The sequence below is a fragment of the Allobosea sp. OAE752 genome (assembly GCF_050433265.1).
Classification (GTDB): domain Bacteria; phylum Pseudomonadota; class Alphaproteobacteria; order Rhizobiales; family Beijerinckiaceae; genus Allobosea; species Allobosea spartocytisi.
In genome coordinates this window covers 230,744-245,435 of record NZ_JBNPXO010000002.1, presented here as the reverse complement: position 1 = coordinate 245,435, position 14,692 = coordinate 230,744, and the positions used below count along the sequence as shown (strand labels likewise).

Annotated in this window: 15 protein-coding genes; 7 read left to right on the top strand and 8 right to left on the bottom strand. The window is 67.5% G+C overall.

Annotation, left to right across the window (positions count from 1 at the left end):
* Position 1: 1 nt before the first annotated feature.
* Genes leuC through leuD form a run of 4 tightly spaced genes read left to right on the top strand, consistent with a single transcriptional unit; the run spans position 2 to position 2,766 of the window.
* Positions 2-1,420 (top strand): 3-isopropylmalate dehydratase large subunit, encoded by a 1,419-nt coding sequence (gene leuC, locus GGC47_RS06060; protein WP_113252586.1) that lies wholly within the window; start codon positions 2-4, stop codon positions 1,418-1,420.
* Between the two features lie 22 nt (positions 1,421-1,442).
* Positions 1,443-1,688 (top strand): hypothetical protein, encoded by a 246-nt coding sequence (locus GGC47_RS06055; RefSeq protein WP_038359123.1) that lies wholly within the window; start codon positions 1,443-1,445, stop codon positions 1,686-1,688.
* A 17-nt stretch (positions 1,689-1,705) separates the two neighbouring features.
* Positions 1,706-2,128, top strand: coding sequence for a metallopeptidase family protein (locus GGC47_RS06050; protein ID WP_260368402.1), 423 nt, complete (start codon positions 1,706-1,708; stop codon positions 2,126-2,128).
* A gap of 35 nt (positions 2,129-2,163) precedes the next feature.
* Positions 2,164-2,766, top strand: coding sequence for a 3-isopropylmalate dehydratase small subunit (gene leuD / locus GGC47_RS06045; RefSeq protein ID WP_038359125.1), 603 nt, complete (start codon positions 2,164-2,166; stop codon positions 2,764-2,766).
* Between the two features lie 48 nt (positions 2,767-2,814).
* On the opposite strand, the gene GGC47_RS06040 is transcribed toward leuD, so the two are convergent.
* The 6 genes from GGC47_RS06040 to GGC47_RS06015 form a co-directional block, all read right to left on the bottom strand.
* A complete protein-coding gene (locus GGC47_RS06040) occupies positions 2,815-4,062 on the bottom strand; it encodes a DUF1501 domain-containing protein (protein WP_429067322.1) in 1,248 nt (415 codons plus the stop codon).
* A gap of 5 nt (positions 4,063-4,067) precedes the next feature.
* Complete coding sequence (locus GGC47_RS06035) at positions 4,068-5,591, bottom strand: DUF1800 domain-containing protein (RefSeq protein ID WP_142021697.1); 1,524 nt, start codon at positions 5,589-5,591, stop codon at positions 4,068-4,070.
* Between the two features lie 192 nt (positions 5,592-5,783).
* A complete protein-coding gene (gene mctP, locus GGC47_RS06030) occupies positions 5,784-7,295 on the bottom strand; it encodes a monocarboxylate uptake permease MctP (protein ID WP_142021696.1) in 1,512 nt (503 codons plus the stop codon).
* The gene (locus tag GGC47_RS06025) at positions 7,292-7,468 is read right to left on the bottom strand and encodes a DUF3311 domain-containing protein (protein WP_142021695.1); all 177 of its coding nucleotides are present in this window, start codon (positions 7,466-7,468) and stop codon (positions 7,292-7,294) included. Before GGC47_RS06025 ends, mctP begins: the two co-directional genes overlap by 4 nt.
* A 148-nt stretch (positions 7,469-7,616) precedes the next feature.
* Entirely contained in the window at positions 7,617-8,708 is a 1,092-nt protein-coding gene (locus GGC47_RS06020; protein ID WP_142021694.1) for an ATP-dependent DNA helicase, read from the bottom strand.
* 85 nt (positions 8,709-8,793) lie between these two features.
* Positions 8,794-10,440 (bottom strand): methyl-accepting chemotaxis protein, encoded by a 1,647-nt coding sequence (locus tag GGC47_RS06015; RefSeq protein ID WP_429067317.1) that lies wholly within the window; start codon positions 10,438-10,440, stop codon positions 8,794-8,796.
* Positions 10,441-10,770: 330 nt separating this feature from the next.
* On the opposite strand from GGC47_RS06015, the gene GGC47_RS06010 reads away from it, so the two are divergent.
* Positions 10,771-11,760 (top strand): alpha/beta hydrolase, encoded by a 990-nt coding sequence (locus GGC47_RS06010; RefSeq protein WP_142021692.1) that lies wholly within the window; start codon positions 10,771-10,773, stop codon positions 11,758-11,760.
* Between the two features lie 21 nt (positions 11,761-11,781).
* On the opposite strand, the gene GGC47_RS06005 is transcribed toward GGC47_RS06010, so the two are convergent.
* Positions 11,782-12,234, bottom strand: coding sequence for a GNAT family N-acetyltransferase (locus tag GGC47_RS06005; protein ID WP_429067749.1), 453 nt, complete (start codon positions 12,232-12,234; stop codon positions 11,782-11,784).
* Positions 12,235-12,456: 222 nt separating this feature from the next.
* Here GGC47_RS06005 and GGC47_RS06000 point away from each other — a divergent pair, with 222 nt between their 5' ends.
* The gene (locus GGC47_RS06000) at positions 12,457-13,074 is read left to right on the top strand and encodes a LysE family translocator (RefSeq protein ID WP_142021690.1); all 618 of its coding nucleotides are present in this window, start codon (positions 12,457-12,459) and stop codon (positions 13,072-13,074) included.
* Between the two features lie 13 nt (positions 13,075-13,087).
* On the opposite strand, the gene GGC47_RS05995 is transcribed toward GGC47_RS06000, so the two are convergent.
* On the bottom strand, positions 13,088-13,783 hold the full coding sequence (locus GGC47_RS05995; protein ID WP_142021689.1) for an SDR family oxidoreductase: 696 nt from the start codon (positions 13,781-13,783) through the stop codon (positions 13,088-13,090).
* A gap of 95 nt (positions 13,784-13,878) precedes the next feature.
* Between GGC47_RS05995 and GGC47_RS05990 the strand changes: the two genes are divergently transcribed.
* Positions 13,879-14,673, top strand: coding sequence for a class I SAM-dependent methyltransferase (locus GGC47_RS05990; protein WP_142021688.1), 795 nt, complete (start codon positions 13,879-13,881; stop codon positions 14,671-14,673).
* The last annotated feature ends 19 nt before the right edge of the window (positions 14,674-14,692 follow it).

The following is a 14,692-nucleotide window of genomic DNA, read 5'->3' as shown; positions in this document are numbered from 1 at the left end:
CATGACTGCGACCTCAGCTCCCCGCACGCTTTACGACAAGATCTTCGACGACCACGTCGTCGACCGGCAGGATGACGGCACCTGCCTGCTCTATATCGACCGCCACCTCGTCCATGAGGTGACGAGCCCGCAGGCCTTCGAGGGCCTGCGCATGACCGGTCGCAAGGTCCGTGCCCCCGAGAAAACGCTCGCCGTCGTCGACCACAACATCCCGACGACCGACCGTTCCAAGGGCATCGCCGAAGAGGAAAGCCGCATCCAGGTCGAGGCTCTGGCGAAGAACGCCAAGGAATTCGGCGTCGAGTATTTCAACGAGCTCGACAAGCGCCAGGGCATCGTCCACATCGTCGGCCCCGAGCAAGGCTTCACCCTGCCCGGCACCACGATCGTCTGCGGCGACTCGCACACCTCGACGCACGGTGCCTTCGGCGCGCTGGCGCATGGCATCGGCACCTCGGAGGTCGAGCACGTCCTCGCCACGCAGACGCTGATCCAGAAGAAGGCGATGAACATGCTCGTCCAGGTGGACGGCACGCCCGCGCCCGGCGTCGGCGCCAAGGACATCACGCTGGCCATCATCGGCGAGATCGGCACCGCCGGCGGCACCGGCTCGGTGATCGAATATGCCGGCGAAGCCATCCGCGGCCTGACGATGGAAGGCCGCATGACGCTCTGCAACATGTCGATCGAGGGCGGTGCCCGCGCCGGCATGGTCGCCCCGGACGAGAAGGCCTTCGCCTATCTGAAGGGCCGCCCGAAGGCGCCGCAGGGCGCGGCATGGGACGCCGCCGTCCGCTATTGGGAGACGCTGCAGACCGACGAGGGCGCGCATTTCGACCGCGTGGTCCGGCTCGACGCCGGCAACCTGCCGCCAATCGTGTCCTGGGGCACGAGCCCCGAGGACGTGATCTCCGTCACCGGCGCGGTTCCCGATCCCGAGCTGATCCAGGACGAGGTCAAGCGCGCCTCGAAGAAGCGTGCGCTGGAATATATGGGCCTGACCGCCGGCACCAAGATCACCGACATCCCGCTCGACGTGATCTGGATCGGCTCCTGCACCAATGGCCGCATCGAGGATCTGCGCACCGTCGCAAAGATCGTCGAGGGCAAGAAGATCCATGAGAGCCTCGACTACGGCATGATCGTCCCCGGCTCCGGCCTGGTGAAGGAGCAGGCAGAGGCCGAGGGTCTCGACAAGATCTTCATCGCCGCCGGCTTCGAATGGCGCGAGCCGGGCTGCTCGATGTGCCTCGGCATGAACCCCGACCAGCTCAAGCCCGGCCAGCGGGCAGCCTCGACCTCGAACCGCAATTTCGAGGGTCGTCAGGGCTATCGCGGCCGCACCCACCTCGTCTCGCCGGCGATGGCGGCGGCGGCGGCCTTGACCGGCCGCTTCGTCGACGTCCGCACGCTCGGCTGAACGGTCCAGCGGGGAGAGCGCCATGTCGAACGATCCCCGCGAAGCCGCCCGCGAGGCCGAGGCCAAGGCCGCGCTGGAGCGCGTGAAGCGCGACAGCGAGACCTTGCTCGGTTCCTCGATGGGCAGGGCAGCCGATCATTTCTCCGGCACCGACGCGCCGGAGGGCGACAGGATCGAGCTCTGGGGCCGGCGCATCGGCCGTGCGCTCTCGCTCCTCGGCGTGATCGTGCTGGCCTGGTGGCTCGGCCATCAACTGAAGTTCTGGTGACGGAGATGGATGCCGCCGTGGCGAAGACAGCGCGGATCGACTGGGACGGAGCGAAAGCCCCGTCGCTGGAGGCGTTCGACGACCTGGCCCAGGCCGCGTTCGACCGCCTGCCGGAGGAGTTCCGCGCGCTCTGCGCCGATGTCGTCTTCAACGTCACCGAGTTCCCGGAGGACGACGTGCTGAAGGAGCTGGAGGCGGAGAGCCCCTTCGACCTGCTCGGCCTCTTCACCGGCGTCGGCCTGCCGCAACAGGGTTTCGGGCCCCAGACCGGCCAGATGCCCAACACCATCCACCTCTATCGCCGGCCGATCCTCGACTACTGGGCCGAGCACGACGAGAGCCTCGGCGCCATCGTCAGCCACGTCATGATCCATGAGATCGGCCACCATTTCGGCTTCTCCGACGAGGACATGGAAGCCATCGAACAGGCGGCCGGCTGAGGCCGGGCGCGCAGGACAAGCACAGGAACCGCACCATGCAGCCCTTCACCACCCTGACCTCGACGCCGGCCCCGCTGAAGGTGGTCAATGTCGATACCGACATGATCATCCCGAAGCAGTATCTGAAGACGATCAAGCGCACCGGCCTCGGCACCGCGCTGTTCTCGGAGATGCGCTACAAGGATGACGGCTCGGAGAACCCCGATTTCGTGCTCAACCAGCCGGCCTATCGCAAGGCGGAAATCCTGGTCGCGGGCGACAATTTCGGCTGCGGCTCCTCGCGCGAGCACGCGCCCTGGGCCCTGCTCGACTTCGGCATCCGCTGCGTGATCTCCACCAGCTTCGCCGACATCTTCTACAATAACTGCTTCAAGAACGGCATCCTGCCGATCAAGGTCACGCCCGAGCAGCTCGACGCGCTGTTCGACGATGCCGAGCGCGGCTCCAACGCGACGCTGACGATCGACCTCGAGAACCAGACGATCAAGGGCCCCGACGGCGGCGAGATCAGGTTCGAGATCGACCCGTTCCGCAAGCACTGCCTGCTGAACGGTCTCGACGATATCGGCCTGACCATGGAGAAGGCGCCGAAGATCGACGCCTATGAAGAGAAGCTGAAGCAGCGCGCCTGGGCCTGAGGCGCTCGCAACGCTCCCCCCTCTCCCCTCGCGGGAGAGGGGAAGAACCTAAACCACCAGCCCGCGCATCGGCCCCAAATCGCCCGTGCCGGGAAACACCTTTTCCGCCAGCACCGGCCCCGACAGCCCGAACAGGTCGGCGACAACGCCCTTGGCCACGGCGCGGATGTCGGTCGTCGCCTTGAGATCGCGGTTCTGGTAGAGCTGCTCGGGCTTCAGCCCGGGCCAGTCGGCGATCATGCGCCCGCCCTTGACCGCTCCGCCGACGAGGAAAGCGACCGTGCCGGTGCCGTGATCGGTGCCCGTGGTGCCATTTACCGCCGCAGTTCGGCCGAACTCCGTCACCACCATCACCACCGTGTCTTTCCAGACCGGCGAAAGACCCTGCTCGAAGGTCGCAAAGGCGCCGTCGAGCCCGCCGAGAAGAGTCGCGAGCCGGCCCTTGGCCCCGCCCTCATTGGCATGCGTGTCCCAGCCCTCGAAGGCCAGCGCGGCGATGCGCGGCCCGTCATCGGCGCCGACGAGTCCGGCCGCGCCCTCGGCGATGCGACGCATGCCGTCCACGGAATCAGGGCCGCCACCGCCCATCTTGCCGTCCATGCCGCGCCGCTGCGCCAGGCTTTCCGTCTCGATCGCCTGCTGCAACGCCGCGGCCAGATGCGGATCGCGCTGGCCATAGAGATCGGCGAGCCGCGTCGTCAGGTCGCTCCCGGCGCGCGCCATGCGCGGCGGCGCCCAGCCGAGCACCGGCGCGTCGCCGCGCACCACCAGCGGCGGCACCACGCCGACGCCGAGCACCCCCTTTCGCGCGATGCCCTCGCCGGCCGGCAGGCTGGCGAGAAGGCGGTTGAGCCAGCCCGTCGCCGTATGGCCGGGCCCGGGCTGGCCGCTTTCCAGCACGTCCTGCCCGTCGAAATGCGAGCGCTCGCGATAGCCGGTCGCGGCCGCATGGACGATCGCCGCCTGCCCTGACTTGTACAGCCGCGCGAGATTCGGCATCGCAGGATGGAGATAGAAGAAGCCGTCGAGCGGCAGCGCCGCGTCCGGTCCGTCCTTGGCGAGCGCGATGCCCTCGCGCAAGCCGGCATAGCCGGGATCGCCGATCGGCGGCACGGCCGAGAGCCCGTCAAGCGCGCCGCGCAGCACCACGACGAGGAAGCGCGGATCGCGCGCGCCCGCCGCCGCATAGGCGAATTTCGGCACGAAGGACCAGGCGAACAGCGCACCCGCCGCACCCAGCACGGCGCGGCGCGACGGCGTCATCCGTTCGCAATCGTCATCGTCGTGATGATCCATCACCGTCACCTCCGCTGGAATTCGGGCGACATCAGCAGCAGTGCGATCGCCTGCGGCCTGCTTTCGGCGCGCGCCACTGCCTGCTTCGTCTCGGGCGACAGGATCGGGCCGAGAATGTCGTCGGCCTGGCTGCGCGGGTCCGGCACCGCGTTTGCCGTCTGCCGGCCCCAGCCGGCGGCGACGTCGATGCGCGTTTTGATCCCCTCGGCCGAGGCCCAGGCGGCGTTGGTGTCGGCATAGCCGTTCGGGCCGGAGGGCTGCCAGAAGGGCTGCCCCATCGTGCCGAGCAGCCCGAGGATCTGTCCGGGATTGGGCTGCAGCCCCGTCGCGCGATAGGAGGCCAGCAGGAATTCCTGCGGCGAACGCACCTTGGTCGCCGGCGCCTTCCAGGCCTCGTCGCTGCCGATCAGCGCACGATAGACGCTGGGCAGGTCGCCGCCGCTCTGACGGAAGGTCGCGGCCAGCAGGTCGACCAGCTTCGGCGGCGGATCGTCGGCCACGAAATGGCGCACGAGCTTGGTCGCGATGAAATGGGCGGTCGAGGGATGGCGCGCCAGATCGGTCAGCGCCGCAACGCCCTGCGCCCGGCCCGGCTGGTCGTAGGAGCGGCCGAGCAGCGGCGTGACACCCGGTTCGTGGAGCCCGGCATTGAAGGCGAAGGAGCCGGGAAAGCCGAGCACGCCCTCACGCCCCACCACCGTCCAGCCGGTGATGATCCGGGCGAGATTGGTGACGTCCGCCTGGTTGTAGCCGCCGGAGACGCCGAGCGTATGCAGCTCCATGATCTCGCGGGCGAGGTTCTCGTTGAGCCCGCGCCGCTGTCGCCGCCCGGCCGGGGAGTTGGGGCCGATCGACTGGCGGTTGTCGAGGAAGTCGAGCATCGCCGGGTGGCTCTCGGCCGCGATCAGCATGTCCTCGAAACGGCCGAAGACATGCGGGCGGATCGCCTCGCGCTCATAGGCGCCGGCCATGACCCGGCAGATATTGCTCTTGGTCGCGCCGATGCAGAAATGGTTCGACCAGAACATCACGAGCCGCTCGCCGAAGCCCGTCTCGGCCGCAAGCGCGAGATCGACGCGCGACTTCACCTCGTCGCGATAGGTCCGGAAGGGCAGTGCCGGTTCGTTGGGCGGCGGCTTGGCCGGCTGCGCGGCCTGGTTCTGGCCGGATGGTTTGACCTCGGCCGGCGCCTGGGCAACCTCCATCTGGCCGGACATCGCCCCCGCTCCGGCAACCTGCATGCCCGCAGATTGCGCTCCCGGCGATGCGGCCTGCGCCTGCTGCGCGGCGACGCGCTTGGCCTCCCGGGCGATCCTTTCCTGATCTTCGAATGCGTAGAGCGCCTGCCCGATCTCGGCTGCACCCGAAAAGGCCACGCCCTGCGGCTGCGCGACGGGGCCGGCCGCGATCTCGGCCAGCAATCGATCGCGAGCCTCCCGGCGTATCGCCTCGCCCTGCCCCGGCCTCGCTCCGAGGCCGAAACGCTGGAGGGCGACGGCCCCCGCCTTCAGATCGTCCGGTCCCGCCATGCCGTCGGCCTCCGCTGACCATGCGCATCAGCATCGGCGGCGACTATGGCAAAAAACCGAAGGGTTTCATGACAAATCGGCAATGTTCGGCAATGCGAGGACGGCCAGCCGCCGGTCGAGCGATCGCTGGAGCCCGGAAAAAACGCTCCAGGCCCCCGCTCCGATCAAGCCGTGGCGCCCCGTGCCGACCATTCAAGCCGAGCGGGGAGCGTCCGCGAAGTCACCGGTGATGATCTTGCCCCGCGCCCGGCGCAACACCAGCGACAGCACGGCGGCGACGACCGTGTTCGCCACGACGGCGACGATGCCGTTATAGGCGCCATAACCGAGGACGAGCGATGTCGGCACCCAGGCCGTCGGGCCCCAGGACAGGTAGGTGCCCAGCCCGAAGCCGACGACCCAGCCCGCCAGCAGCGCCTCGCCGCTGAACCAGCTCGTATAGAGGCCGAAGACGATGGCCGGGAAGATCTGGATCATCCAGACGCCGCCGAGCAACTGCAGGTCGAGCGCGAACTTGGTCGGCATGAACACGATCACCGCCAGAGCGCCGACCTTGACGATTAGCGACATCAGCTTGGCCAGCGACGCCTCGCGGCCCGGCGACATCTCCGGCTCGACGAAGGGGCGCCAGATATTGCGGGTGAAGGTATTGGCCGCGCCGATCGACATCACCGCCGCCGGCACCAGCGCGCCGATGGCGATGGCCGCGAAGCTGAAGCCGGCGAACCAGGACGGAAACATCTTCAGGAAGAGCTGCGGCACCGCATCCTGCGGATTGGCGACCTCGATGCCCGCGGCATGGGCCATGAACCCCATCAGCGCGATCAGCGCCAGCACCAGCGAATAGGCCGGCAGCGCGATCGCGTTGCGTCGGAGGGCCTTCGGCCCCGAGGCCGAGAGCACGCCGGTCATCGAATGCGGATACATGAACAGCGCCATCGCCGAGCCGATCGCCAATGTGATGAACGGCGCGATCTGGGTGGGCGAGAGGATGAGCCCCTGGTTCGGCTTGCCCTCATAGGCCTTCGCAGCCGCATCGAAGACGGCGCCGTAGCCGCCGAGCTTCGCCGGCACGATCACCACCGCCGCGATGACGAAGACGTAGATCATGATGTCCTTGACGAAGGCGATCATGGCAGGCGCGCGCAGCCCGCTCTTGTAGGTGTAGAGCGCCAGGATGACGAAGGCGATCGTCAGCGGCAGATGGGACATCATGCCCTCGCCCTGGAAGCCGAGCGCCTGGATCACCTTCTCCATGCCGACGAGCTGCAACGCGATATAGGGCATGGTCGCGAGGATGCCGGTGAAGGCGACCGCGAGCTCGAGGCCCTTGTTGCCGTAACGACCGTAGATGAAGTCGGAACCGGTAATGTAGCCCTTCTTATGCGCGACGTTCCACAGCCGCGGCATCGTCAGGAAGATGAAGGGATAGATCAGGATCGTGTAGGGCACCGCGAAGAAGCCATAGGCGCCGATAGCATACACGACCGCCGGCACCGCGATCACCGTATAGGCGGTGTAGAGATCGCCGCCGAGCAGGAACCAGGTGATCCAGGCGCCGAAGCGCCGCCCGCCCAGCCCCCATTCGTGCAACTCCTCGAGATTGCCGGACTTCCAGCGCGAGGCGACGAAGCCCATCACCGTGACGAGCGCGAAGAAGAAGACGAAGACGGCCGTCGCCGGCCAGTTGAGATGGTCGATCATGAGTCGCTTCCTTCCACCTTGGAAGCGAACCAGATGAACACCGACGAGACCGGGATCATCAGCATCAGGAACCAGTAGAACAGCGGAATGCCGGCCAGTCTCGGCTCGATGCCGTTATAGAGCGGCACCCAGAGGCAGGCGATGCAGGGGATGAGGAGAAGTAGATATTTCATGGGGGAGGTCCCCAGATTCAGGCCGCATCCGCAGCATCTGCCTGTCCGCGATCATCTTCAACAGCAAAAATGGGCAGGCTGGGCCCGGCTCTCATCCTTTTGACGGAAAACACCAAATCGGCCCCGCGCCGTAGCGCAACGCCGCGTCCTACATCACTACGGTGATCGTCTCGGCCGCACGCGTCAGCCCCGTATAGAGCCAGCGCGCCCGGTGCTCGCGGAAGGCGAAGCTCTCGTCGAAGAGCACGACATCGTCCCATTGCGAGCCCTGGGACTTATGCACCGTCAGCGCGTAGCCGAAGGTGAATTCGTCGGTGTGCTTGCGCAGCTCCCAGGGGATCTCCTCCTCGGTACCGTCGAAGAAGTTCGGCAGCACCGAGACCTTCACGGCCTTGGCCGCGGTATCGTCCTCGGGCGTCACGCGCATGGTGACGAGCCCCTTCTTCGAGGTCTTGATCTCCTGCACGATCCAGGAGCCGCCATTGAGCAGCCCCTTGCTCTTGTCGTTGCGCAGGCAGACCAGCTTCTCGCCCGCCACCGGATTGGTCTCGGTGCGGCCCATGAGCTGGCGGATGCGGGCATTGTAGTTGCGGCGCGTCTTGTTCATCCCGACGAGAACCTGGTCGGCCCCCATGACGACCTCGGGATTGACCTCGTCGCGCCGGATGACGCGGCTGAGACCATAATCGCCATAGTCGAGCCGGCCGCCCTCGCGCACGATCATCGACATCCGCACGATCGGATTGTCCGCCGCCTGGCGATGGACCTCCGTCAGCATCACGTCCGGCTCCTGCTCGGTGAAGAAGCCCCCGCCCTTCACCGGCGGCAACTGCGCCGGGTCGCCCAGCACCAGCACCGGCGTGCCGAAGGAGAGCAGGTCCTTGCCCAGCTCCTCGTCCACCATCGAGCATTCGTCGATGACGATGAGCTTGGCCTTGGCGGCCTGGCTGTCGCGGTTGAGCGCGAAGATCGGGCTCTCCTCGTCGACGCCGCGCGAGCGGTAGATCAGCGAATGGATGGTCTGCGCCTCGGCGCACCCCTTGTTGCGCAGCACCAGCGCGGCCTTGCCGGTATAGGCGGCGAAGACGACGTCTCCGTCCACCGCCTCGGCGATGTGGCGCGCGAGCGTCGTCTTGCCCGTGCCGGCATAGCCGAACAGGCGGAACACCTGCGGATCACCGGCCTGCAGCCAGCGCGCCACCGCCGACAATGCGGCATCCTGCTGGAGCGACCAGCTCATCGGTTGAAAACGATCATGACGGACATGCCGCAGAAGGGGCCGAGTCGCGCCGCGAAGGCAAGCCCGGCGGCGTCGGTTCCCGGGCTCAGGCGGCGCGCAGGCGCCGGACGAAGGCGCTGGCCTCCATTTGCAGGGCGGTGATGCGCTCGTCGAGATTGCGCGCGCTCAGCGCTCCCATATCGGCCTGGTTGACGGTCTGCATATTGGCGGCGGCGATCTCCGCCATCGCCATCGCAGCCGTGCCGGTGACGCTGGAGATCCGCGCCACCGTCTCGCCGAGCGAGCCGAGCAATTCGGCATGGGAGTCGACCATGGTCGCGATCTCGGTCCCGGTCTGCTCGACTGTGCCGATGCTGTTGCCGATGGTCGAGACCGCGCCCGCGGCATGGGACAAGGCCGCGTCGACCTGCGCGATCCGGCCGACAATGCGGGATGCCGCCTCGGCAGTCTGGCCGGCAAGCGCCTTGACCTCGGAGGCGACCACCGCGAAGCCGCGGCCATGTGCGCCGGCGCGCGCGGCCTCGATCGTGGCGTTGAGCGCGAGCAGGTTGGTCTGGCGCGCCACGGCCTCGATGATGCCGACGACGTCCCGGATCTGCGTGGCCTTCTCGGCGAGCTCGGCGACCAGCTTCTGCGTGCCGCTCGCCTCCTGGCTCGCCGCGCTCGCCATCATCGAGACCCGCCTGACCTCGTCGTTGATCTGCCCGATGACGAACTCCATCCGCAGGGCGGCTTCCGTCGTGCGGTTCGCTTCCTCGCCGGCGCCGGTCACGGACGCCGCCGCGATCTCCGAGCTCCTGGAAACCTGGTTGACCCGCACGGCGGCATCCTGAAGCGTCGTGCGCAGCGTCTCGCTCGCCCGTCCGATCTCGCCGAGCAGCAGGCCGAGCCGGGCCTCGAACTCGTCGGCGATGCGCGCCAGCTCCCGGCTGCGGAGTTGCTGGTGCTGGCGGGCCTGTCCGGCTTCCGTCTCTCGCGTCACCAGGGTCGCACGGACCTCGCTGAGCTGCTGGACCGTGCGGGCGAGCTCTCCGATTTCGTCGGAGCGGCCGCAATGCGGTACGGCGATGACCCTGTCGGAACTCGTCGTCTCGCGGATCGAGATCATCAGCTCACGCAAGGGGCGCGTCAGATGGCGGCTGAGCAGCAGGAGCGCGGCGAGCCCGCCCGCCAGGGGCAGTAGGAGCGCCATGACGATGGTGCGCAATCGCACCAGCTCCGCCCGCTCCCCGGCGCGGATTCCGGCTTCGCTTGCCGTCGCCGCCAGGGCGTCGCGCATCGCCGAGGTCGTGGCGATGATCTGGCTGACATTGAGGCGCGCCTCCTCCGCGCCGGCCTCCAGCACCGCCGCCTTGGCGGAAACGCGCTGGCCGATATCGACGATACCGCGCTGGAAGGCGATGAAAGTGTTGATGCGCGCGTCGAGCGTCGGATTCGCCTCGATCATGGCCTTCGGCAACGCCGAGATGAAATGCGCGCGCGCGGCATCGACGAATTCGATGGCGGCATCGAGCTTCTCCAGCGACGCCGCGATTTCGGCAGCCGAGGCGTCGGCATCGAGGCGGCCGAGCAGAGAGGCGTTCGCAACCCGGCTGGCGAGCAGCGAGGCGCTGCTGGCGAGCGTGATGCCGGAAAAGGCCTCCCGGTCGATGCGACGGACATCGTCAAGTCCACCCAGCACGCTGACGAGGCCGAGCGCAGCCGCGATGCTCAGCAGTGCAAAGAGCATCATGATCTTTGCCGTCAGTCCCGGTCGCCGTCTCATCATCCCACCTGTAGTGCGCCCTCTCTTTCGCCGATGCGAACGAATGACGGGTTAACGGGAGATCGAAAAAGCGGATTGGAGCAGGAAGAAAAAATATATAATTCAAATATTTAGCCGGGGAACAGATCGCATCCGGCGTCGATGTCCCCTGAGCGGGCGACTTCCTTCGGCGCCGGCATTCGCGGCAGGCCGGGGCGCCGGATAGGGGTGGAGAACCCCTGATCCGGATCGACCGCGCAGCGATCCGACCGGCATGCGCTCTGGTCAATATTCCGGCGAATCTCTAGCGTCCGTTCCATGAGGCCGCGCGCGATCCGAATTCTCCTGCTTTGTCTCGGTGTCGCGTTTGCCGCCTATGCGGCCTTCGTGCTCTCGCCCTGGCCGTCGGCGCTGCTGATCCGCGCGGGCTTTGCCTATGGCGCCTCGAAGACCGACGCGGCCCTCGCGAAGCATGTCCCGGCCGGTATCCGGGAACAGCGCGACATCGCCTATGGAGACGCCGCCGACGAGCGGCTCGACATCTATCTGCCGCCCGAGGGGGCACGGCCGGGACGCCCCGTCCTGGTCTGGATCCATGGCGGCGGCTTCGTCGGCGGGGACCGGCAGGACGTGGCCCCTTATCTCAGGATCGTCGCCGGCAAGGGCTACCCGACCGTAGCCATCGGCTACAGCCTCGCGCCGGCGGCGCGCTATCCCACGCCGGTGCTACAGGCGAACAAGGCACTCGGCTTCCTGCAGCGCGAAGCCGCCCGGCTGGGCATCGATGCGAGCACCATGGTGCTCGCAGGCGATTCGGCCGGCGCCCATATCGCGGCCCAGCTCGCGGCCGGCCTGACCGGGAAGGACTACGCCGCGACGCTTGGCCTCCAGCCCGCGGTCGAGCCCTCCCTCCTCAAGGGCGTCGTCCTGTTCTGCGGCGCCTTCGACCCCACCGCCCTCGACTTCGCCGGCCCTTTCGGCAGTTTCCTGCGCTCGATTCTCTTCGCCTATTTCGGAACGTCGAACCCTCTCGACAGCGATCGCATCACCGAGGCGGCGGTTCCGCGCTATGTCACCGAGGCCTTTCCGCCGAGCTTCATCTCGGCCGGTAATGGCGACCCGCTGGCACCGCAATCGGTGATGATGGCCCAGGCGTTGCGCGACCGTGGCGTCAAGGTCGACACGCTGTTCTTCCCGCCCGAAACCGAGCCGAAACTGCCGCATGAATACCAGTTCGACCTCGACCGCCCGGAGGGGCGGCAGGCGCTCGACCGGCTGACGACCTTCCTTCAGGGTCTCGGGCCTTGAGATCCGACCGGCCGGCCGCGCTCAGATCATCAGCCTGAGCAAGGGCCGTCCCGGCTTCTGCCGCGCCACCTCGACGAAACCCGCGCGGCGGAAAACGCTTTCCGGCCCGACATAGAGCCCTTCCGCACTGCGTTTGTCCTGGTTCTCCATCGCCGCGGCTTCAATCAAGCGCGCGCCGCTCGCCCGCGCGAAATCGATCGCACCGTCGAGCAGCGCGCCGGTGACGCCCTTGCCGCGAAATCCCTTGCGGACGAAGAAGCATGAGGCGGCCCAGTTCCGCTCATCCTCCGCCGGCGCGTCCGGCAGTGGCGTCGAAGCGCGCCGCGGATTGTTCCATTCGGGGATATGCGCCCTCGGCCCGATCTGAAGCCAGCCGACGGCTTTGTCCCCGGCGTAAGCCAGCACACCCGGCGGTGGACCTTGCTTCACCCGTTCCTCAAACAGCCGGCGCGCGCCTTCCCCGAGCAGCGGCACGCGCAAGCGTTGCGGCATGCGGAAATGATTGCACCAGCAGCCGTAGCAAGGCCCCTGCGGCCCGAAGAGATCCTCCAGATCGCTCCAGCGCTCCGGCGTCAGCGGCAAGACGGCAAAACTGGCCTGGCTCATCGCAAAACTCCCGCTCGGCAACGATACGGCGTGACTGGACAGAAACTCGATATCGGCAGATCACTAGCGACAAAATCGGAGGCCCGCGCCATGTCGCTCGAAGTCTATGCCGCCTATCTCCTCGCCTGCATCGTCATCATCATCGTTCCCGGTCCCACGGTCACGCTGATCATCGCCAACAGCCTGAAGCACGGTACCCGCGCCGGTCTCCTCAATGTGGCAGGAACGCAGGCCGGGCTCGCGATCATGGTCGTGGTCGCCGGCATCGGACTGAGCTCGGTCGCCGCGGCGCTGGGCCATTGGTTCGAATGGCTGCGTCTGGCCGGCGCCGCCTATCTGATCTGGCTGGGATGGAAGATGTTCCGCTCGGCCGGTGCCGACATGGAAGGGACAGTCCCGGCGAAGCCGCCGCGTGGCGGCTTCTTCCTGCAAGGTGCGCTCGTCGCCCTGAGCAACCCGAAGACGCTGCTGTTCTTCGGCGCCTTCTTTCCGCAATTCCTCGACCCCACGCGCGACCATGCCACCCAGATCGCCATCATGGGCGCCACCGCGCTGGCTTTTGCGGCACTGAGCGACGGCGCCTACGCCCTGCTCTCCGGCCGCGCCGGCCAGCTGCTCTCGCAAAGGCGCGTCCGGCTGATGTCGAAGTTCAGCGGCAGCCTGCTGATCGGCGGTGGCCTCTGGCTCGCCTCGACGCGAGCGAACTGAACGGCAGACGCCCTCACCAGGCGATTGTTTCGCCCTTGTAGTCGCGGAAGCTGTTGGTCTCGGCCATGCCGGAGGCGTCGATGGTGCGGATCAGGCCGGCGGCGCTCTCGGCCGGCGTGATGTCGGCGCCGCCGCCGCCCATATCGGTCTGGACCCAGCCCGGATGGAACAGCAGCACGGCGACGTTCTTCGCCCTGACCGCGTTGCCGAACACCACCATCGCCATGTTCACCGCGGCCTTGGACGAACGATAGATCAATGCATTGCCGGGGTTGGCGCCGATCGAACCCATGCGGCTCGATATCGTCGCGATCTTGCGCCCCTGCCCGGCCTCGAGATTCGACAGGAACGCCTGCGCCACCCTGACCGGCGCATAGACATTGACCTCGAAAACCTCGCGCCAGGCATCGAAATCGACATCGAGGCCGCTTTGCCGGTCGCGCGGCCCGTAAAGGCCGGCATTGTTGAGCAGCACATCGATCGCCCGGCCGGCGAGCGCATGCTTGGCTGCGGCCACGCTGGCATCGGACGTCACATCGAGCGCCAGCGGCGTGAGTTGGCCCGCATGCGCGGAGGCGAGTTCCGCCAGCGCCTTCGCCTGCGGATCGCGCGCCGCAGCAATGACATGGTCGCCCCGGCGCAGGAGCTGGGTCGTGATGGCAAGCCCGATGCCGCGATTGGCACCGGTGATCATCCAGGTCTGTGGCATGTGCGTTCTCCGAAAGGGAGACTGGAGGTATGGCTTTGCCGCCCCTATTTCCAGATCGATCGTCCCATCCCGAACCGCTGGAAAAGGCCGTCGCCATGACCGAGCAGCAGATCCGCTTCAACGACGGCGCCGCCTATGAAGAGATGATGGGCAAGTGGAGCCGTCTTGCCGGGGATGTCTTCCTTGACTGGCTCGCCGCGCCCGAAGGCCTGCGCTGGGCCGATATCGGCTGCGGAAACGGCGCCTCGACGCAATTGATCTTCGATCGCTGCGCACCGGCAGCCTTGAGCGGCATCGATCCGTCGCCGGGGCAACTGGATTATGCCCGCAAGCGCCCCGTCGCCAGCCTCGCCGAATTCACGCTGGGCGACGCCATGGACCTGCCCTATCCGGACCGGAGCTTCGATGCGGCCGTGATGGCGCTGGTGATCTTCTTCGTGCCCGATCCGGCCAAGGGCGTGGCGGAGATGGTGCGCGTCACGCGGCCCGGCGGCCTCGTCGCAGCCTATGCCTGGGACATGCCAGGCGGTGGCTTTCCGCTCGACCCCGTGCTGACAGAACTCAAGGCGCTCGGGATGACGCCGCCGCGCCCGCCGAGCGCCGACGTCTCACGGATCGAGAGCCTGGCCGAACTCTGGACACAGGCCGGGCTCAGCGATGTCGAGACGCGCGAGATCAGCGTGCGCCGCCATTTCGCCGATTTCGACGCGTTCTGGCATGCGAGCACGCTCGGCTCGACCGTCGCCCCGGCCATTGCCGCCCTGCCCGCGCAGACGGTGGCTCTGCTCAAGGACAAGGTCCGCGCGCGCATCACCATCGCAGGCGATGGCGGCGCGTCCTATGTCGCGCGGGCCAACGCCGTGAAGGGCCGGGCGCCGGCGCAGCACTGAGGCGCCCGACGTCCCAAGG